Genomic DNA, 18,534 nt, shown 5'->3' on the forward strand with positions numbered 1-18,534 from the left:
ACAGCAGCGCGAGCAGACACGCGACGTAACCGGCCAGCACGACGACCTCGACGCTCATCCGGCGCTCCTTCCCGCTTGTCGTTCAGGAGGAGCGGAGCGCCGCGGTGATACCGCGCCTTCGTCGGTATGCCGCTCAGCCGGGTGGGCGGCATACCGGCCGCACGCGCGGGCCCGGGACGGGAGACCCCTGAGGCGGACGGGAGACCCCTGAGGCGACGGACTGTCCGGGCGGGTGGCGCCCGGGCGGGTGGCGCCCGGGCGGGTGGCGCCCGGGCGACGTCGGAGCCCCGGGCTAGGGTGAGCCCAGGCTCCGGCCCCACCCCCCATCGAGTGCGGAGGTCCCCCATGGCCCACAAGATCATCCTCGACTGCGACCCCGGGCACGACGACGCGATCGCCCTGCTGCTGGCGCACGGCAACCCCGAGATCGAGCTGCTGGCCGTCACGACGGTCGTCGGCAACCAGACCCTGGCGAAGGTCACCCGCAACGCGCTGGCGGTGGCCCGGATCGCGAACCTCACCGGGGTGCCCTTCGCCGCCGGGTGCGCCCGCCCGCTGGTGCGCGAGGTCGAGGTGGCGCCCGACATCCACGGCGAGTCCGGCCTCGACGGCCCCGAGCTGCCCGAGCCGGTCCTGGCCCTGGACCCGCGGCACGCCGTCGACCTGATCATCGACACCGTCATGAGCCACGAGCCGCAGACGGTCACGCTGGTGCCCACCGGCGGCCTGACCAACATCGCCATGGCGGTGCGCAAGGAGCCGCGCCTGGCCGAGCGGGTCGAGCAGGTCGTGCTCATGGGCGGCGGCTACCACACCGGCAACTGGAGTGCCGTCGCCGAGTTCAACATCAAGATCGACCCCGAGGCCGCCCACATCGTCTTCAACGAGCGCTGGCCGCTGCTGATGGTGGGCCTCGACCTCACCCACCAGGCGCTGGCCACCCCTGACGTCGTCCGGCGGGTCGCCGCCGTGGGGACCAGGCCGGCCGGCTTCGTCGTCGAGCTGCTCGAGTTCTTCGGCACGATGTACAAGCAGGCGCAGGGGTTCGACGCGCCGCCGGTGCACGACCCGTGCGCGGTCGCCTACGTCATCGACCCGAGCGTCATGACCACCCGGCGGGTCCCGGTCGACATCGAGCTCACCGGCACCCTCACCCTCGGGATGACGGTCGCCGACTTCCGGTCGCCCGCTCCGCCCGAGTGCACCACGTCCGTGGCCGTGGAGCTCGACCGTGAGAGGTTCTGGGGCCTGGTCATCGACGCGCTGGAGCGGATCGGCGAGGTCGACCTGTGACGGCGCAGCCGGCGCCCGCGCGGCGGGTCAACGTCGGTGTGCTCATGGTGGCCCTGCTGGCCGCCTGCCTGGCCTTCCAGCTCAACGCGAGCATGCTGAGCCCGGCCCTGACCACGATCGAGCACGAGCTGCACACCGACGCCGCCGCGGTCGGGCTGACCCAGACGGCCTTCTTCACCTCGGCCGCCCTGTTCTCGCTGTTCCTGCCCAGGCTCGGCGACATCATCGGCCGCAAGAAGGTGCTGACCGGGATGCTCGCGGTGATGACGCTCGGCTGCGTCATCGCCGCGCTGGCGCCCAACATCAACGTCCTGTTCGTCGGCCGCATCGTGCAGGGCGTCTCGGGCCCGGTCGTGCCGCTGTGCCTGATCATGCTCCGGGTCGAGGTCACCGAGCCGAAGCTCTACGGGACGCTGATGGGGGTCGTCACGGCGATCAACGGCGGCATCGCCGGGATCGACGCGATCGCCGGCGGACACCTCGCCGACAACTACGGCTTCGCCTCGATCTTCTGGGTGATGGCCGTCATCGCCGCGATCGCCACCCTGCTGATGGCGCTGCTCGCCCCGGAGTCCACCGCGGAGCACAAGGAGCGGATGGACTGGGTCGGCGTCCTCCCGCTGGTCGTGTCGGTGGGTGCGGCCCTGATCGCGCTGAACGAGATGGGCAAGCTGGCGGCGGCCAACTGGGCGCTCGTGGTGGGCCTGCTCGTCCTGACCGTGCTGGCCTTCGCGACCTTCTGGCGGGTCGAGAAGCGCAGCACCCACCCCCTCGTCGCGACCCACCTGCTGCGCCGCCGGGCCACCTGGGCGCTGCTGCTGACGACCGTCCTCACCATGACGGGCGTCTTCGCCGTGATGAACGGTCTGATCCCGGCGCTCGCCCAGGACCCGAAGCTCGGCTTCGGTATGGGGGCCGAGGAGTCCGCGTTCTGGACGCTGACGCCATACGCCATCGCGGGGCTGCTCATGGGTCCGGCCGCGGGTTGGCTGGCGGCCACCGTCGGCTACCGCAAGATGCTGCGGATCGGCATGGTCGGCTCGGTCGTCGCCGTGGGGCTGATGGTCTCGCTGGTCGACAGCGGGTCCCGGTTGCTGCTGCTCGGGCTGTCGATCCTGATCGGCCTGACCTACGCGGGCACGGTCAACATCATCCTCAACGGCCTCGGCATCGTGCTCTCGCCCGCGGAGAACCCGGGGTTCCTGCCGGGCCTGAACGCCGGCGCCTTCAACCTCGGTGCGGGGCTCAGCTTCGCGGTGCTGTTCGCGGTCAAGACCGCCATGACCCCGGCGGAGGGCAGCCCGTCCGGCGGTTACGTCGGCGGCCTGGTCGCCGGCCTGATCTTCATCGCGCTGGCACTGGCCACCTCCTTCCTGATCCCGCGGCCGGTCGAGGCCGAGGTGCACGGTGCGGACCAGAGCCCCGCCACGTCCGTCAGGGGTGAGCGGTGAGCGGCGCGGTCGCCGTCGTGGGGTCGCTCAACATCGACCTGACGGTGCGCACCGAGCGGTTCCCCGAGCCCGGCGAGACCCTGACCGGCTCCGAGCTGGTCACCGCGCCGGGGGGCAAGGGCTCCAACCAGGCGGTGGCCGCGGCGGTCCTCGGCTCGCGCGTCCACCTGGTCGGCGCCGTCGGGGCCGACGCCAACGGCGACGTCCTGCTGCATCACGGCCGAGCGGCCGGGGTCGACGTGACGGCCGTGCGCCGGCTCGAGGACCACGCGACCGGGTCGGCGATGATCGTGGTGAACGCAGCGGGCGAGAACACCATCATCGTCTCCCCCGGCGCGAACGGAGCCCTGCGGCCCGACGCCGTCACCCGGGCCGGTCTGGGCGGCGCCACGGTGCTCTGCCTCTGCCTGGAGGTCCCCGTCGAGACCGTCCTGGCCGCCGCGCGAGTCGGTCAGCAGGCCGGGGCGCAGGTCCTGTTCAACCTCTCCCCGTATGCCGCTGTCCCGCCCGAGCTGCTCGCCGCCACCGACGTGCTGCTGGTCAACCGGGCCGAGGCGGGTCTGCTGCTGGGTGGGCAGTCCGTCGGCCCGGGCTGGCGCGGCGCACTGGACGGGCTGCGCACGCTCGGTATCGAACGCGCAATCGTCACGCTGGGCGCGGAGGGGTCGGTCGTGCTCGACGCCGCCGACCCGCAGGCCCCGGTCACCGAGGTCGCTGCCGTGCCGGTCGACGTGGTCGACACCACCGGTTGCGGCGACGCGTTCACCGGGGCGGTGGCCCACCGGCTCGCCGCCGGGTCGAGCCTGGTCGAGGCGGCCCGCTTCGCGGCCGAGGTGAGCGCGCTCGCGGCGACGGCGGCCGGGGCGCAGTCCTCCTACGGCCGGTTCGCGCACCTGGGCGGGTGAGGGCGCCGATACGTCAGCACCCGGTCCCCCGCTCCTCGATCGAGGGCAAGAACCCGGAGCACGCCGTCCTCCCGGCATCCCGGACCCACCCGGGCGACCCACCCATCGGGTCATCCCGGGGGCAGCACCGGGGACAGCAGCCGCACCCGGCGGGCGGTCCGGTCGGTGGCGTCCTCGAAGCGGTCGGCGCCGTCGAGCACCCGCACGATGGCGTTCGCGGCCAGGTAGCGCAGGGGTTCGGGCTCCCAGCGGCGGCTGCGATGGCCGACCCATGGGGCGGTGCTGTAGGGGCTGCGTCGCCCGGTGACCAGGTCGGCCAGGCCCCGTCCGGCGAGATAGGCGGCGACCACGCCGTGGCCCGAGTAGCCGCCGGCGGCGCCGACCCGTTCCACCGGGTCCCAGGTGAGCGACATACTCCAGTCGCGTGGGACGGCCAGCAGCCCACCCCACCGGTGGGTGGTCGACGCACCCCGCGTCTGTGGGAAGTGCTCGAGCAGGGCCTGCTCCAGCCGGTTCCAGACCGGACGGTCACGGTCGCCGAACTCGGCGAGCGGGTCGCGCAGCCGGTACGGCGCCCCCCTGCCACCGATGGCGATCCGGTCGTCCGCGGTGCGCTGCGCGTAGAAGAACAGGTGGTGCCGGTCCCGGATCGTCAGGCCCTGAGGCCAGCCGAGCTCGTTCCAGACAGCGTCGGGCAACGGCTCCGTGGCGATCATCATGGAGGTGAGCGGCAGGTAGGAGGCGCCGCGGCCGGCCAGCTGCTCGCTCCACGCCTCGGTGGTCCGCAGCACGGTGCCCGCCCGGACGAGGCCGGCCGCGGTGCGCACCCTTCCGGGTTCGAGCGACTCGACCGAACTGCCCTCGTGGATCACGACGCCGAGTCGCTCGCACGCGTCGGCCAGGCCGCGCACGAGCCGGGCCGGCTGGATCCGGGCACAGTGCGGCGTGAACAGCCCACCGACGACGTTCGGGGTCTGCACGATGGCGCGGACCCCGTCGGGGTTCAGCACTCGCGTGCCGGGTTCGACGAGCCCGTGGACAGCGGCCGTGGCCTGGCCGTCCTGCAGCCGTCGCCACTGAGGGCGGGTGGCCGCGATCACGAGCGTGCCGCCCTTGACGAAGTCGGCACTGATGTCGTGTGCAGCCAGGGTCGCGCCGATCTCGTCGACCGCCGTCTCGGTCAGCCGGGCGGCAGAGCGCACCGCCTCCCAGCCCGACGTGCGGGCGTACGCCTTCGGGCTGCCGGCCATCCCGGCGCTGCACCATCCCCCGTTGCGTCCGGCTGCGCCGTAGCCGACGACCTGCCGCTCGAGAACCACGATGCGTTGGCCCGGTCGGGCCTGCGCGAGGTGCAGCGCAGCCCACATGCCGGTCAGCCCGCCACCGACGATGACGACGTCGGCCACCTGCTCGCCGACGAGCGGCTCCCGAGGGGTCAGGTCGCCCAGCTGGTCGAGCCACAGGGAGCGTGACCTGATCGCGCCGGCGGTGGGAGAGGCCGCGGGCATCAGGGGGTCTCCCGCACGGCACGGACCGGGCTCGTCCCCCGCCCGGTGGACTCGACCTCGACGACGAACCCGCCTGTCCGGCGACTGACCCAGAACACCGAGAGGGCGTCGCGCAGCGCGTTCACGGTCTTGCCGTCCCGCCCGACGAACCGGATCGCCTCCAGGATCCGCCGCACAGCCAAGGTCGCCACGCCTGCATCGTGTCATGCGGCTACGAGGTTGACGATCGAGCCCCTCGGAGACCACGTCTGGCACACGCCCTCTCCGCACCGAGCCGGAGCCGGCTCAGCGCCTGGGCGCCGGGCTCGCGTCCCAGGGGTCGAGACAGCGGACACCGAGGGGTCCGAGGTGCTTGGTGTTCCGCGTGACGACGGTCATCCCTGCCGAGTGTGCAGCCGAGGCGATGGGTGCGTCGTCGAATGGCGCGTGCTCGGGAACCCGGTACGTCGCCAGGGTCCGCGCCACCGACAGCCCGAACGACAGAACGCGGCCGGCGAACGCGGGCAGCACATTCTCCCTGAACCAGCGGCGCAGGGGCACTCCCTGCCAGGCATCAGACCGCTCCTTGGCGATCACTCCCCGCTCGATCTCGGCGATGGTGAAGGCCGCCACGAACTGGTCCCCGACCGGAACCGACGCCGCCCACGTCTCGACCGACGAATGGCTCCCGCGGACGCGCAGCACGAACACCACATTCGTGTCCAAGAGGTACTTCACAGCTTCGCTGAGCAGGCGGTCAGGCCCAACCGCTCTGGCTCGAAGTCGATCTCGGCGCGATCGTCGGTGCCCAAGATGTCAACGATGGTGATCGGGTCACTCTCGAGGGCGCTGGTCAGTGCGTCGCGGGCCTCCGCTTCGACCGACCGGTGATGCTGTACCAGTAGGTGACAAGGTTCTGGGTCAGGAACTCGAACGGGACGGTACGTTCGACCGCTCGGGCGACCCGGTTGCGGGCCTGCCCGACGCCGAGGACCTGTTTGCCGGTGGCGTTGGAGGTCTCCAGGCTCCACCGGTCGGCGTAGCGGGCGACGACCTGCTCTGGGCCCGGCAGCAGGATCGGTGGTGAACAGGGCCAGGTCATACCCGCAGGCCTTGGCTTCGTCGCGGACCAGCACGAGCCGCCCGGGGGGTGTCTTCGCTTACGGCGGGCCGGCGCGACTCCTCCGGGGACCTACCGGGGCGGCGCGCGGACGGGGCACGGCGCCGCGGCCAGCCGACGACCCCGCCGCGACCCGGCACGCCGGGACCGCGGCCTCCCTCGCGCTCGGGCTGGCGCTGCTCGTCCAGGTCATGTCCGACCTGGGCATGGACGACGAGCTCGACGAGCACGACGGGCTGTTCGCCGACATGTACTCGCTGGTGCGCGACTGCTTCGTCGAACAGAAGGGCGCCACCCCCGGTGCGCGGGTGCTGACCGCGCTGCGGGCTCTGCTGTCCTCCGGGCGCGGGCACCTGGTCCCGTCCGGGGTGGGCGGGCCGCCGATGCCGGGCACCGACCCGGTCCACGGCGCGGAGGCGGCCGCCGTCAACCAGCGGCTCGGCTGGCAGGTGCCGACCGACGCGAACGAGCTGCCCCGCCGCTGGGCGTGCCGGTCGGCTACCTGCTCAGCGAGGGCGGAAGGTGGTACGCGCTGTTCAACCAGCAGGCCGCGTTCGCACTGGCCCAGCGCGAGTACCCGGGGCTGATCCCGCATGGTCAGACCGCGCACTCGACCTGGGAGTCGGCCTGGTCCGAGCGCATCGCGTCCGGGCCGTGGCGGCGCAAGGGCCGCTCCGGGGGCCGGCCGCTCGCGCAGGTGCGGGCCCGCGGCCTGGAGGGCGTCCCGGTCCCGCTCTCGACGCTGCTCGACCTCGACGGCTGAGCAGGGCCAGCGACCTTGGACGAGGTACCATCTGCGGAGCACCCGTCCGCCGGTGGGGCTCACCATCGATTACGAGCGCGGGCCAACAGTCACGGAAGGGTCTTCGCACATTCAGTTGACTCGTACGCCTACTAGGCACACACTTGGTTCATGGTAGTTGTCAAGGACTCTCGGATTGCCGTGCGCCTGTCCTCGGACCAGGACGAGCTCATCCGGCGTGCCGCCGAGGTGGAGGGCGCCAGCCTGACCGAGTTCACCGTCGCGGCGACGGTAAGCCACGCGGTCGACGTGCTGGCCGATCGACGGATGTTCTCGCTCGACGACGCCGCATGGAGCGAGTTCCTCGCCCTGCTCGACCGCCCCGTCCGCCACAAGCCACGACTGACGAGGTTGCTCACCGAGCCCGCCGTCTTCACCGAGGAGTGAGCGGATACAGCCTGCCGCGTCCGATCCGGGAGGCCGACGACACCAGCGGCTTCGACAGCGGCGAGGGCGCCCTCGATCAGTACCTGCGCAGGCGGGCACTGGCCAACCACATCCAAGGCGCTTCACGCTGCTATGTCACCTGCCGTGCCGACCGGGTCGTCGGCTACTACGCCCTCGCCTCGGCGAGTGTTGGGCATCGCGACGTGGCCGGGAAGGTGCGTCGCAACATGCCTGATCCGGTACCGGTGATTCTGCTGTCTCGTCTCGCGGTGGACCGGACGGAGCAGGGTTCCGGGCTGGGCAAGAACCTGTTGCGCGACGCCATCCTCCGCTCGATCCGGGCTTCCGAGATCGTCGGCGTGAGGGCGCTGCTGGTCCACGCCCTCAACGACACCGCTCGCGCGTTCTACGCCCACTTCGACTTCGACCCCTCGCCGACAGACCCGTTGCACCTGGTACTCCTGATCAAGGACGCCCGTTCCGCAGCCGGCCGCTGAGACCTCGGGTTCGGGCCCAGACTTGGCTTGGGTCTTCACGGATGCGAGCCGGTCCGGCCGCTCCCTTTCGGGGGAGCCGGATAGCCAGATGCTTCCGATCGTGGAAGAGCCCACGTGGGCCAGGCGGGTCACCTTCGGGCCGGTTGATGCACGAACGGCGGCGCCGGCAACCTGGTGACCTGTGGGTGCAGTCCTTCCGCCAGCCAACGATGTCGACGTCGGCGGGCGCGGCAGGTGGCCCGCAGTCACGTGGAGGTGTGTCCATCTTGGATGGCGGGGCGGCACCAGCTAGCCTCAGTGGCTGACAGGGATTCGGCCGGTCGGGTCAGGCGTCTGGGGGGTGCTTCTCGTCAGCGCTCCAGGTGGCGCCCGTCCGGAGGAGGTCAGCCCGCGATTGCAGACGGTAACGGCGGCGATGCGTTCATCCTCCCGGTCCAGGCTCTCGTGGCCCAGCTGGTCCATGATGATGATCCGGTTGTCGACTGGGCGATGGCCGACGCATTGCTGCGCGAGGGGCTGAAGGGTGTGTCGAGCACGCTCTTCGCGTTTATCGGCCGAGAGGGCCGATGGCGGTCATCGGACGTCGCGAGGTTCGCCTGCCTGGCTACCGGGCGGCCGTCGAGGGGGTGTGACGCGCCGGTTTCCAGCCTGCCGTGCGGGTCACCGGTGGCCGGGCCGTGGCGTACACGCCGAGGGCATTGGTGGTGGACATTGTCCAACATCGGTCGAGAGCCGACGACGACCCCCTTGCTCGCTTCGAGACCTACGGCGCGCTTCTGGTCGCAGCGTTTGGGCCTTGGGCATCGAGGCCCAGATAGGGGCTGTGCCTGGCGAGTACTGCCCAGGGCGCACTCGATCAATGTCGGAGGGGCCGCGAAGCTCGTCGGAACCTCACGGCGTGTCGTTCGCGGTGCCTGGCTGTTCAGTGCCCTGATCGTTCTCGATGACCAGGAGCGGGTGGCGCAGGCTCTCGCCGACATCTACGGGGCGTTCGACCACCCGTTCGATCCGACATCGGTCGGCTCGGTCTTCGCGGAGGTCCCGCCCGTCCGATTGTTGAGGTCGAAGCGGCCATCATGGCCGGCTTCGGCCAACGCAAGGCTGAAACCATCCGGATCAGCACTGTGCTGCATGGTTGAGCTCACGCGCTCGCGCCTGTGGCGGTGCCGGGACCGTCCGGACCGTCGGCGCAGACCCCTCGCCGATGATCCGGGCGTGAAGATCACGACGGCTGGTCGGCTCGGCTCACCCCGGTGTGGAGCCTTGGAGGGCCATGGTGGAGGTCGGGTTCTCTCGACATGGTCCGGACGGCTGCAAAGTCTCACGCAACCCCCCACTGAGGAAGGCGAGGAGGCGCGTGAACGCGGCGTCATCCTGGAAGTTGCCGAGTCGCCGCCCGTGGTGGGGGCGGCTGGTGAGATGTGAGATGAGCAGCTGGAACGCCATCTGGAGCGTTTGGTCGACCTCGGCAGGGTTGGCGTCTGGGAAGCACCGCAGGACGGCCTGCGCTACCAGGGCATCGACCTCCGGTTCTTGCACTCGTTCGGGCTGGCTGCTCATCAGCCATCCGATGAGCCGGATCCATTCCCACCCCTCCGCGTCGGTGGCCAGCAGCGTCCAGTAGGGGATCGCAAGCGCCTCGATCACAGCCCGAGGGGTGATCTCGCCGTGCTGCAGGGTGCGGGACCGCTCGAGGACGTCTTCGACGACCGTCACCGCGTGCCGCTCGATGAGGGCGTCGACGAGCGCGTCCTTAGTGCCGAAGTGGTAGTGCACCGAGGCCGGACCCAGGCCTGCCTCCCGGTTGACCGCGCGGATCGAGACCGCATCGGGTCCCTCGCGTGAGAACAGCCTCAGCGCAGCCTTCAGGATGAGCTCTCGGCCGTTGACGTCGGGACGACGAGCCATGCGTGCCTCCTCGATCGGAATGGGTGACGGGCGGGTCTGGAGACCGGGTCCTGGTCCTGGGCGACGATCCTAGGCTCGCTCGATCCGTCTGATTCAATCATGCGAATCAACTACTTGACTGAATCACTTGATTCATTCTACCGTAGTCCTCACCATGAAGACCAGACCAAGGAGGGTCCCGGACATGACCGAGCTGTACGAGGTCACGATCCCCGCGAGCGGATCGGTCGAGAACGTCGTCATCACCGTCTGGCTCGTCGCCGTCGGCGACACGCTCGAGAAGGGTGACCTGGTGGCCGAGATCAGCACCGAGAAGGTCGACACCGAGCTGGTCACCGAACGCGCCGGACGGGTGGTGGCCCTGCTCGTCGAGGAGGGCGACGAGGTTCCTGTCGGGACGAGCGTCTGCCTGATCGCCCCCGTCGACGCACCCGATGACGCGGTCACCGCCGCGGTCGCGGCCCGTCAGGGCTGAACAGCGTCATGTCGACCCCTGTCGAGGTTCCGTCGCTGCCCGAGGCGTACGAGTCCATCCCCTGCGTGACACACCGCCACACCCCGCGTCGCCGGGCCGTCGCCAGGTCCATGACCCTGGCCGCCCAGGTCCCGACGCTGACCGCGGATGTGCGCGTCGACCTGTCCCAGCTGATGTCGGTGCGTGCCGACTGGGGCCACAACGGCGGCGCAGCGGGTCGCCCCTCCGTGCTGGCGCTGATCGCGTGGAACGCCGTGCGGGCGCTCGATGCCTTCCCGGCCCTGAACGCGTCATGGAGCGAGCAGGCCCTGCTGGCCTGGGAGCCGGTCAACCTCGCGATCGCGGTCGACACTCCCAAGGGTGTCGTGGCGCCGGTCATTCGTCGGGCTGAGACGCTGAATGCAGCCGAGCTGACCGCGGCGTTCGCTGCCGTGGCCGACAGGGCCCGGGGCCGTGGGCTGTCGCTCGCCGACCTCGAGGGCGGCACGTTCACGATCAGCAACCCTGGAGCCGTCGGCCCGGCTATCCGTGCCGAGGCGCTGCTCAACGTCCCACAGGTCGCCCTCCTCGGGCTGCCCGGGATCGTGCGCCAACCCATCGTCGTCGGTACGGGCCAGGACGAGCGGGTCGAGATCCGCTCGACGATCTCACCGTCCCTGACCTTCGACCACCGCGCCATCGACGGCGCGGACGCGATCCGCTACCTCGTGGCCCTGCGCGACCACATCGAGACCACGGATGCCGCCGAGTACCACCGCGCAGCCCAACCAGATCGGAGGACCTCATGACCCAGACCTCGACATCAACGACCCACGGCTCGGCGCGCCGGCCGACGCTCGAGACGATGTTCCACCGGATGGTCATCGCCCGAGGCATCGAGGACCTGTTCGAACGCTGGACGGCCGACCGGACCTTCCAGGGCTGGTGGCACCCGGGGCGCGGTCAGGAAGGCTCAGGGATCGGGGTCATGTGGGCCCTCGCCCCGGAGGACCAGATCATGTGGTACCACCGCGGGGCCATCTGGCCGATCGCGCGAGGCATGTCCCCCACACTCGTGATCGCCGACCTGCTCGGCCGCACCAACGGCAGCACCAGAGGCAAGGGCGGCGGGTCCCCGCACTGGGTGGACCACTCGCTCGGACTGATGGGCTCCGGCGGCACCCTGGGCACCGCCCACGTCCTCGGCGGCGGACTGGCCCTGGCCAAGCAGGTCCTCGGCAACCCGGGCATCGTCGTGGCCGGCTTCGGCGACGGCACCAGCGCCCGCGGCACCTTCCACGAGACCCTGATCCAGGCCGTCGCCTGGAAGCTGCCGCTGCTCTACCTGTGCGAGAACAACGGCTGGTCCGTCAGCACCTCGTTCGCCCGCACCTCGGGCACGGCCACGGTGGCCGAACGCGCGGCGGCATACGGTATTCCCGGCGTCACCGTCGACGGCCAGGACGCGCTCGCCGTGCGCGATGCCGTCGCCACGGCCCGCGAGCATATCGTCGCCGGGCACGGCCCGTACCTGGTCGAGACGCGCACCTACCGGCTCGGCGGGCACTACTTCGGCGACGTCGGCAAGTACCGGCCGGCAGACGAGCTCGCCGACTACCGCGACCCCATCGAGGTCCTGGGCAGCCACCTCGAGCAGGAAGCCCGCGAGGCAATCAGCCGGCGCGCCCTCGCCGAGCTGGAGGCCAGCGCCCAGGAGGCCCTCGATGGCCCGGTCCCTGGCGCGGACACCATCTTCCACACCTGTATGCGGAGGAGTCACGATGAGCCAGACCAAGATGCTTCGCTACCAGCAGGCCATCGGCCTGGCCATCGAGGAGGAGATGCGCCGCGACCCCCGAGTCTTCGCGATGGGCCAGGACCTGACCACCCTCGGCGGCCAGTTCGGCCTTTCCCGCGGGCTGATCGACCACTTCACCGAGAACCGGGTGCGTGACACGGCGGTCGTCGAGACGTTCATGATCGGCGGGGCCTGCGGCGCCGCGATCGGCGGTGCCGTCCCGGTTGTCGACATCACCTTCTCCGACTTCCTGTTCATCGCAGGTGACGAGGTCTTCAACAAGCTGGCCAAATGGCGCTTCATGCACGGCGGGCAACCCAACGAGCTGCCCGTGACGGTCATCGCCGGCACCGGCATCCTCGGCGGGTCCGGCGCCGAGCACAACTCCAGCATCGAGGCCCACCTGCTGCACACACCCGGCCTGAAGGCCGTCACCCCGGCCACCCCGGCCGACGTCAAGGGCCTGCTCAAGGCCGCGATCCGCGACCCGGACCCGGTGATCTTCATGCCGAACAAGGGCATGTTCTTCCAGCGCGGTGCGGTACCGGTCAGCGAGGGCTTCGTGCTTCCCCTGGGCAAGGGCACGGTCCGACGTGAGGGCAGCCAGGTCACCGTCATCACCTACAGCGGCAGCGTCCCGGTCGTCCTGCAGGCCGCCGACCGGGCCGCCGAGGCGGGCATCGATGTGGAGGTCATCGACCTGCGCTCGATCGCCCCGCTGGACTGGGACCTGGTGCTCTCGGCCGTCGCCCGGACCGGACGCGCCCTCGTCGTCCACGAGGCGCCGCGCACCGGCGGGGTCGGCGCGGAGATCTCCGCGCGTATCAACGAGAACCTGTTCGACTCCCTGAAGGCACCCGTGGCCCGGGTCTGCGGAGCAGACACCCACATCCCACAGAACGCCCACCTCGAGAAGTACTGCGTCCCCTCGGTCGAGCAGGTCCTCGAGGCCCTGCACGCCCTCACCAGCCGCCCGGCCCGGCTCCAGCGCCCGCCTGACCCCGGCGGCACACCCCCGCTCCCGACCCGCCGCGCCTAGCGGCCCCAGCCAGAAGGGTTCACCGATGAACCTGTCCGAGACCACACGCGACACCGGCGACGCCCAGCGGCCAGTCGACGTCCACGCGCATGGCGACTCCCCGGTCCGACCCGGACGCTCCACCCGCTACTGGATCCTGGTCATCTTCGTCCTGGTCGTCCTCTCCGAGGAGGTCGCCTACGCGTTCAACCTCGTCACCCCAGCCCTGCCGCACATCGCCCAAGCGTTCGGCACGACCCAGATCGCCTGGGTCTCCACCGCCTTCTCCCTGATGGGAGCCGTCAGCGCGCCCCTGTTCGGCAAGCTCGCCGACAAGCACGGCAAGAAGACCTGGCTGCTGATCAGCGCCGGCCTCATGGCGCTCGGCTCGTTGACCGTGCTCCTCGCGCCGACCTACCCCATCCTCCTGATCGGCCGCACCGTCGAGGGCCTCGGCCTCGGCATCGTCGCGATCACCTACTCGCTGATGCGTGACATCCTGCCCCCCAAGATGATGGCCCTTGGCGTGAGCCTGGCCACCGCCGGGATCGGCGTCACCGGGATCATCGGCCCATACATCGCCGGCTACCTGCTCGACCACCACGGCTACCGTGGGGTCTTCGTCTTCCTGCTGGCCCTGCCGGTGATCGTTGGCATCGCGATCGCCTTCATTGTCCCCGAGACCCCCGTGCGGGTCCACGAACGGATCAACTACGTCAGCGCCCTGATCCTCGGCGCGGCGTTCGGTGTCCTGCTGTTCGTCCTGGGCGAGGGCGGGGCCTGGGGCTGGACCTCAGGCAAGACGATCGTCGGGTTCCTCCTCGGCCTCGCCGTGCTCGCCCTGTGGGCGGTCCGCGAGGGAAAGGTCGCGGTGCCACTGATCGACCTCAAGGTCGTCAAGAGCCGCGCGTTGGGCCTGACCATGATCACCAACCTCGTCGCCCAAGCGGTCATCACGGTCCAGTTCGTCCTGCTGGCCTACCTCGTCCAGGTGCCCCGCGAGCTCGGCCAGACCTACGGGCTGGGCATGAACGCCGAACAGATGGCCGGGATCACCAGCCTGGCCGGACTCGCCTCGGTCGCGATGGGCTTCCTGGTCGGGTGGCTCGCCGAACGTGTCGGTGCCCGCATCCCCAACCTGGTCGGCTTCGCACTCATGGCCCTCGGCTCGGGCCTGCTCGCCCTGACACACGACACCTATGGGCAGGTCCTGGTCGGCTATGTGGTCTACGCCTTCGGAGGCGGCCTGGTCAGCGCCGCGATCCCGAACCTGGTCATCGCCGCGGTCCCACCCGAGCAGCAGGCGGTCAGCGCCACCACCGTCGGCGTCGTCGGCAGCCTCGGCTCGACCATCGCGGTCCAGGTGACCTTCGCGGTCCTGAGCCTTCAGATCCTCCAGCTCATCCAAGGCTCACCCATCTACGCCGAGCAGGGGTTCACGACGATCTACTGGCTGTCCGCGGCCGCCTCGGTCCTTGCCGTCCTCGCGACCCTTGCGATGCGCCACGGCCGGCGTCCGATGTCAGTGGAGGCGTGATGCGACCACCCACCAGCCCGCTCATGGACGCAGTCGCGCTGCGCGACGGAACCCTTCGCCTGAAGCAAGTGCCCCGGCCCGACCCCGGGCCCGGTCAGCTCGCGCTCCGACCGGTCACCGTCGGGGTCTGTGGATCGGACCTGTCCGCTTGGCAGCACACCGAGCAGTTCCTGCAGGCCTCACGCGACGCCGGCATGACGACCTACCTGTTCGACCCGGACCGCGACCTCGTGCTCGGGCACGAGTTCGTCGGGCTGGTCGAGCAGGTCGGCCCCGGGGTCGACGGATACGCCGTCGGCGACATGGTGGTCGGGCTGCCGTACGCCGTCGACGCCGACGGCCAGACACGGACCGTCGGCTACAGCACGGCATACCCGGGAGCCCTGTCCGAGACGGTGGTCGTCCAGGCCGCCGGGCAGATCCCGGTCCCACCGGATGTCCCGCCGTGGGTCGCGGTTCTCACCGAGCCGCTGACGACGGGCACGTCAGCGGTCGTCCGGTCCCGAATCACGCCGCCGGCCAGCACCATCGTCACCGGGTGCGGCACGGTCGGGCTGGGCGTCATCGCCACCCTGCGCGAGCGCGGCATCCACCCCATCATCGCCTCCGATCCCTCATCCACCAGGCGCGAGCTCGCCCGGCGGATGGGTGCCCACGTGGTCATCGACCCGGGCGACGACCAGGACCCGTTCGCGGCCTGGCGCGCCGCCGGAGCCGCGGAGCCACCCGTGGTCTTTGAGGCGTCCGGCGCCCACGGGCTGCTCGGCCGGCTCATGGCCCGCGCCCCGATGTTCACCCGGATCGTCGTCGTGGGTACCGGCATGCTCGAAGAGACCGTCCGGCCGGTGCTGGGCATCTACAAGAACCTCACCATCGAGTTCTGCGGCGGGCCCGGCCCGGGGCAGGACTACCGGGCTGAGCTCGTCGCGACCCTGGATCGCCTCCGGGACGGCAGGATCGACGGCCGGACCCTGGTAACCGGATGGTGCGGCCTCGACGGCGTCCCGGATCTCTTCGAGGCCCTCCGGCCCGGCAACCCTTCGGCGGTCGAGCACCTCAAGGTCGTCGTCGTACCGAGCGAGCGCCACCCCAAGATCGGCAGCCCTGCCGACCTGAAGTCCCTCGATGTCTTCGCCAGGAGCACAGCATGAGCACAAGCACCGACGACCTCGTGCGGATCGACCGGCTCGGTCCGGCACTGGTCGCCGCGACGGGGAGCCCGGCATGGGCTCGCCCGCGAGCCGAGCTGATCGCGGGCGGAAAGTCCAACCTGACCTACCGGCTCTCCTCGCCTGCCGGGACGCTCATCATGCGCCGCCCACCCTCGGGTGAGCTGCTGCCCAGAGCGCACGACATGAGCCGCGAAGCTCGCATCCAACAGGCGCTGGCCGCGACAGCCGTCCCCGTCCCCGCCGTCGTCCTTTCCGAGCCCACCGGGCACGTGATCGGGGCGCCCTTCTACGTCATGCAGGACGTCACCGGTCACATTATCCGCGACACCATCCCCGAGGGATACGCCACGAGCCGCGCCGAACGGGAACGACTGGCGGCAGCGCTGATCGACACGCTCGCAGACATCCACGCGGTCGATGTCGACGCCGCACGGATTGCAGACTTCGGCAACCCGGACGGGTTCCTCGCGCGGCAGGTCACTCGCTGGCAACGCCAGTGGGAGCGCTCCAAAGACGCGGACGTGCCAGCCGTCGAGGAGCTCTCCCGCAGGCTTGCGCGGCAGGTCCCGGCGACCGCACGCCACAGCCTCGTCCACGGCGACTACCGCCTGGACAACGTCGTGCTCGACCCGGATCACCCCGGCCGGGTGCGGGCCGTCCTCGACTGGGAGATGGCCACCCTCGGCGACCCCCTCACGGACCTCGGCCTGCTGCTCCTGTACTGGACCGAACCGCACGACCCGCCGCCACTGCTGACCCCACACATCACCGCGACAGCCGGCTTCCCGGGCCGCGACTTCGTCCGCGAACGGTACGCCGCCCGCACCGGGCTCGACCTGTCGGACATCGCCTTCTACGAGGGCCTGGCCCGGTTCAAGCTCGCCGTGATCGCCCAGGGCATCGCCCGACGGGTCGCATCCGGAGCGATGGCCGGGCAGGACTTCGGTGACCTCGCGACGGAGACCGAGCGCCTGGCAACCGCAGGACTGACGATCCTGTCGGCGCACAACTGACCCGAATACAAGGAGCACAGGATGGACCTCACTCCCAGCGGGCGCGGACTCGAATTGCAGGCTGCGATGTGGGACCTCATGCGACGAAAGGTGTTACCGGCCGAGGCGCTCGTGGCGGCGTTCCGTACGCAGCACGGCGCCCACACCTATCCACCCATGATCGAGGACCTGAAACAGGCCGCCCGAGCCGCCGGCCTCTGGAACACCTTCCTCCCACACATCAGTGGCCTGACCACCCTGGACTACGCCCACATCGCCGAGATCAGTGGCTGGTCACCGGTGCTGGCGCCCGAAGCCATCAACGGTCAGGCTCCAGACAGCGGCAACATGGAGCTGCTGCACCTGTTCGGCAGCACCGAACAGAAGCGGCAGTGGCTCGACCCCTTGCTAGCAGGCGAGATCCGATCCGCGTTCGCGATGACCGAGCCTGATGTCGCCTCGTCAGACGCGACCAACATCGCAACCTCCATCCGCCGCGACGGGGACTCCTACGTGATCAACGGCCGCAAGTGGTGGATCAGCGGTGCCGCCGACGAGCGGTGCCAGATCATGATCGTGATGGGGAAGACCGACACGGACGAGGCGCCATACCGACAGCAGTCGATGATCTTGGTACCCATGGACACGCCGGGGGTGACCGTCGAACGCCACATCCCGATGTATGGCTACCAGGACCAGCACGGGCATTCCGAGATCACCTTCCGCAATGCCAGAGTGCCGGCCTCGAACCTCCTTGGTGCAGAAGGCGACGGGTTCGCCATGGCGCAGGCTAGGCTGGGCCCCGGACGAGTCCACCACGCGATGCGCTGCATCGGCATGGCCGAGCGTGCACTCGCTCTCATGGCCGACCGCGCCAAGACCAGAGTCGCCTTCGGCCACCGCCTCTCCGACTACGGGCGCACCCAGGACTTCCTCGCAGAGTCCCGCATCGACATCGACCAAGCACGTCTCCTCGTGCTCCAGACTGCGGCCCTGATCGACACGGTCGGCGCCAAGCAGGCAAGAACCGAGGTCGCGGCCATCAAGATCGTCGCCCCACGCGTCGCCGAACGCGTCATCAGCCGCGCGATCGAGGTGTTCGGCGCTCAAGGTCTCAGCGACGACACCCCGCTTGCCTACTTCCACACCTGGGCACGGGCCCTGCGCGTCGCCGACGGGCCGGACGCCGTACACCTGCGATCCATCGCCCGGCAGGAGCTGCGACGACAGCACGCCTACGTGGGGTAACCGCATCGATGCCATCATCCTCGCGGCGGGGACCACGCCCACCGGATGACACACCCGCCCTGGGAGGCCGTCGCTTCTAAAGGGCTGGGTATAGCCGGAGTTTGATGCGGCCTCGCTGGTGGTGAACCTCCAGTCGACTTGGCGCTCGTCGGCGTTGGTGGCCCGGGTCCAGGCGGCGAGCTCGGTGTTGAGCAGCTGCAGGTCGGGGATGCGCCGGCCGAGGCATTGCTTGGTACGCAGGACAGTTCGATCTCGGCTATGTTCAGCGGAAACGGACACCAGATGCCCCGCAACGCTCCGCCGGGAGTCACATTTGCGCAGGTCATCCCCGGTTTCGGCCACGTCGCCGCCTCCTGTTTTCCAAACAGATTGCTAACCGGAAGGCCCGTTGCACCAATCCCCTTGTGTGCCAGCGGTTTTCGAGCTGGCGAGGGGACTCGAACCCCTAACCACCTGTTTACAAGA

General features: G+C 70.2%; 19 protein-coding genes. 14 read left to right on the forward strand and 5 right to left on the reverse strand.

Translation table 11 applies throughout. The features are described 5' to 3' along the window. Positions 1–345: 345 nt before the first annotated feature. The 3 genes from WMI84_RS10130 to WMI84_RS10140 are packed head-to-tail and all read left to right on the forward strand — an operon-like array spanning position 346 to position 3,649. Positions 346–1,293 (forward strand): nucleoside hydrolase, encoded by a 948-nt coding sequence (locus WMI84_RS10130; protein WP_347352760.1) that lies wholly within the window; start codon positions 346–348, stop codon positions 1,291–1,293. A gap of 44 nt (positions 1,294–1,337) precedes the next feature. Next, entirely contained in the window at positions 1,338–2,744 is a 1,407-nt protein-coding gene (locus WMI84_RS10135; protein ID WP_347352790.1) for an MFS transporter, read from the forward strand. After that, complete coding sequence (locus tag WMI84_RS10140; protein ID WP_347352762.1) at positions 2,741–3,649, forward strand: ribokinase; 909 nt, start codon at positions 2,741–2,743, stop codon at positions 3,647–3,649. Before WMI84_RS10135 ends, WMI84_RS10140 begins: the two co-directional genes overlap by 4 nt. A gap of 110 nt (positions 3,650–3,759) precedes the next feature. Here WMI84_RS10140 and WMI84_RS10145 read toward each other — a convergent pair whose 3' ends face one another. The 4 genes from WMI84_RS10145 to WMI84_RS10160 form a co-directional block, all read right to left on the reverse strand. Beyond that, entirely contained in the window at positions 3,760–5,157 is a 1,398-nt protein-coding gene (locus WMI84_RS10145) for an FAD-dependent oxidoreductase (RefSeq protein WP_347352764.1), read from the reverse strand. Then, positions 5,157–5,348, reverse strand: coding sequence for a hypothetical protein (locus WMI84_RS10150; RefSeq protein ID WP_347352766.1), 192 nt, complete (start codon positions 5,346–5,348; stop codon positions 5,157–5,159). Before WMI84_RS10150 ends, WMI84_RS10145 begins: the two co-directional genes overlap by 1 nt. Before the next feature lie 94 nt (positions 5,349–5,442). After that, positions 5,443–5,862, reverse strand: a complete 420-nt coding sequence (locus WMI84_RS10155; protein ID WP_347352767.1) for a PIN domain-containing protein — start codon at positions 5,860–5,862, stop codon at positions 5,443–5,445. Between the two features lie 127 nt (positions 5,863–5,989). After that, positions 5,990–6,238 carry a hypothetical protein gene (locus WMI84_RS10160; protein ID WP_347352769.1) on the reverse strand — a complete coding sequence of 83 codons (249 nt, stop codon included), beginning with the start codon at positions 6,236–6,238 and terminating at the stop codon, positions 5,990–5,992. Positions 6,239–6,743: 505 nt separating this feature from the next. On the opposite strand from WMI84_RS10160, the gene WMI84_RS10165 reads away from it, so the two are divergent. The 3 genes from WMI84_RS10165 to WMI84_RS10175 all read left to right on the forward strand — a co-directional run bounded on the left by WMI84_RS10165 (position 6,744) and on the right by WMI84_RS10175 (position 7,942). Further along, entirely contained in the window at positions 6,744–7,019 is a 276-nt protein-coding gene (locus WMI84_RS10165; RefSeq protein WP_347352771.1) for a hypothetical protein, read from the forward strand. Between the two features lie 150 nt (positions 7,020–7,169). Further along, complete coding sequence (locus tag WMI84_RS10170) at positions 7,170–7,445, forward strand: DUF1778 domain-containing protein (protein WP_347352773.1); 276 nt, start codon at positions 7,170–7,172, stop codon at positions 7,443–7,445. Continuing rightward, positions 7,442–7,942 carry a GNAT family N-acetyltransferase gene (locus tag WMI84_RS10175; protein ID WP_347352775.1) on the forward strand — a complete coding sequence of 167 codons (501 nt, stop codon included), beginning with the start codon at positions 7,442–7,444 and terminating at the stop codon, positions 7,940–7,942. Before WMI84_RS10170 ends, WMI84_RS10175 begins: the two co-directional genes overlap by 4 nt. Before the next feature lie 1,245 nt (positions 7,943–9,187). On the opposite strand, the gene WMI84_RS10180 is transcribed toward WMI84_RS10175, so the two are convergent. Next, positions 9,188–9,850, reverse strand: coding sequence for a TetR family transcriptional regulator (locus WMI84_RS10180; RefSeq protein WP_347352777.1), 663 nt, complete (start codon positions 9,848–9,850; stop codon positions 9,188–9,190). A 184-nt stretch (positions 9,851–10,034) separates the two neighbouring features. On the opposite strand from WMI84_RS10180, the gene WMI84_RS10185 reads away from it, so the two are divergent. From WMI84_RS10185 to WMI84_RS10220, 8 genes are read left to right on the forward strand one after another with little or no spacing between them, the layout of a single operon-like run. Further along, positions 10,035–10,325, forward strand: coding sequence for a biotin/lipoyl-containing protein (locus WMI84_RS10185; protein ID WP_347352779.1), 291 nt, complete (start codon positions 10,035–10,037; stop codon positions 10,323–10,325). Positions 10,326–10,333: 8 nt separating this feature from the next. Continuing rightward, positions 10,334–11,113, forward strand: coding sequence for a 2-oxo acid dehydrogenase subunit E2 (locus tag WMI84_RS10190; RefSeq protein ID WP_347352781.1), 780 nt, complete (start codon positions 10,334–10,336; stop codon positions 11,111–11,113). Next, complete coding sequence (locus WMI84_RS10195) at positions 11,110–12,258, forward strand: thiamine pyrophosphate-dependent dehydrogenase E1 component subunit alpha (protein WP_347352783.1); 1,149 nt, start codon at positions 11,110–11,112, stop codon at positions 12,256–12,258. The genes WMI84_RS10190 and WMI84_RS10195 overlap by 4 nt, the downstream gene beginning before the upstream one ends. After that, the gene (locus WMI84_RS10200) at positions 12,146–13,141 is read left to right on the forward strand and encodes a transketolase C-terminal domain-containing protein (RefSeq protein WP_347352792.1); all 996 of its coding nucleotides are present in this window, start codon (positions 12,146–12,148) and stop codon (positions 13,139–13,141) included. The genes WMI84_RS10195 and WMI84_RS10200 overlap by 113 nt, the downstream gene beginning before the upstream one ends. 25 nt (positions 13,142–13,166) lie before the next feature. Beyond that, positions 13,167–14,657 (forward strand): MFS transporter, encoded by a 1,491-nt coding sequence (locus WMI84_RS10205; protein ID WP_347352785.1) that lies wholly within the window; start codon positions 13,167–13,169, stop codon positions 14,655–14,657. Beyond that, on the forward strand, positions 14,657–15,808 hold the full coding sequence (locus tag WMI84_RS10210; RefSeq protein ID WP_347352794.1) for an alcohol dehydrogenase catalytic domain-containing protein: 1,152 nt from the start codon (positions 14,657–14,659) through the stop codon (positions 15,806–15,808). Before WMI84_RS10205 ends, WMI84_RS10210 begins: the two co-directional genes overlap by 1 nt. Continuing rightward, positions 15,805–16,842, forward strand: coding sequence for a phosphotransferase family protein (locus WMI84_RS10215; RefSeq protein WP_347352786.1), 1,038 nt, complete (start codon positions 15,805–15,807; stop codon positions 16,840–16,842). Before WMI84_RS10210 ends, WMI84_RS10215 begins: the two co-directional genes overlap by 4 nt. 21 nt (positions 16,843–16,863) lie before the next feature. After that, positions 16,864–18,069 carry an acyl-CoA dehydrogenase family protein gene (locus WMI84_RS10220; RefSeq protein WP_347352788.1) on the forward strand — a complete coding sequence of 402 codons (1,206 nt, stop codon included), beginning with the start codon at positions 16,864–16,866 and terminating at the stop codon, positions 18,067–18,069. Positions 18,070–18,534 lie beyond the last annotated feature (465 nt).

The organism is Intrasporangium sp. (assembly GCF_039812505.1).
Classification (GTDB): Bacteria; Actinomycetota; Actinomycetes; order Actinomycetales; family Dermatophilaceae; genus Intrasporangium_A.

What these genes read in the sequence shown, in the direction of transcription:
- WMI84_RS10130 (WP_347352760.1), top strand. Translation starts at nt 346, where the DNA reads ATGGCCCACAAGATCATCCTCGACTGCGACCCCGGGCACGACGACGCG.
- WMI84_RS10135 (WP_347352790.1), top strand. Translation starts at nt 1,338, where the DNA reads ATGGTGGCCCTGCTGGCCGCCTGCCTGGCCTTCCAGCTCAACGCGAGC.
- WMI84_RS10145 (WP_347352764.1), bottom strand. Translation starts at nt 5,157, where the DNA reads ATGCCCGCGGCCTCTCCCACCGCCGGCGCGATCAGGTCACGCTCCCTG.
- WMI84_RS10160 (WP_347352769.1), bottom strand. Translation starts at nt 6,238, where the DNA reads ATGACCTGGCCCTGTTCACCACCGATCCTGCTGCCGGGCCCAGAGCAG.
- WMI84_RS10170 (WP_347352773.1), top strand. Translation starts at nt 7,170, where the DNA reads ATGGTAGTTGTCAAGGACTCTCGGATTGCCGTGCGCCTGTCCTCGGAC.
- WMI84_RS10180 (WP_347352777.1), bottom strand. Translation starts at nt 9,850, where the DNA reads ATGGCTCGTCGTCCCGACGTCAACGGCCGAGAGCTCATCCTGAAGGCT.
- WMI84_RS10185 (WP_347352779.1), top strand. Translation starts at nt 10,035, where the DNA reads ATGACCGAGCTGTACGAGGTCACGATCCCCGCGAGCGGATCGGTCGAG.
- WMI84_RS10190 (WP_347352781.1), top strand. Translation starts at nt 10,334, where the DNA reads ATGTCGACCCCTGTCGAGGTTCCGTCGCTGCCCGAGGCGTACGAGTCC.
- WMI84_RS10195 (WP_347352783.1), top strand. Translation starts at nt 11,110, where the DNA reads ATGACCCAGACCTCGACATCAACGACCCACGGCTCGGCGCGCCGGCCG.
- WMI84_RS10200 (WP_347352792.1), top strand. Translation starts at nt 12,146, where the DNA reads ATGCGCCGCGACCCCCGAGTCTTCGCGATGGGCCAGGACCTGACCACC.
- WMI84_RS10205 (WP_347352785.1), top strand. Translation starts at nt 13,167, where the DNA reads ATGAACCTGTCCGAGACCACACGCGACACCGGCGACGCCCAGCGGCCA.
- WMI84_RS10210 (WP_347352794.1), top strand. Translation starts at nt 14,657, where the DNA reads ATGCGACCACCCACCAGCCCGCTCATGGACGCAGTCGCGCTGCGCGAC.
- WMI84_RS10215 (WP_347352786.1), top strand. Translation starts at nt 15,805, where the DNA reads ATGAGCACAAGCACCGACGACCTCGTGCGGATCGACCGGCTCGGTCCG.
- WMI84_RS10220 (WP_347352788.1), top strand. Translation starts at nt 16,864, where the DNA reads ATGGACCTCACTCCCAGCGGGCGCGGACTCGAATTGCAGGCTGCGATG.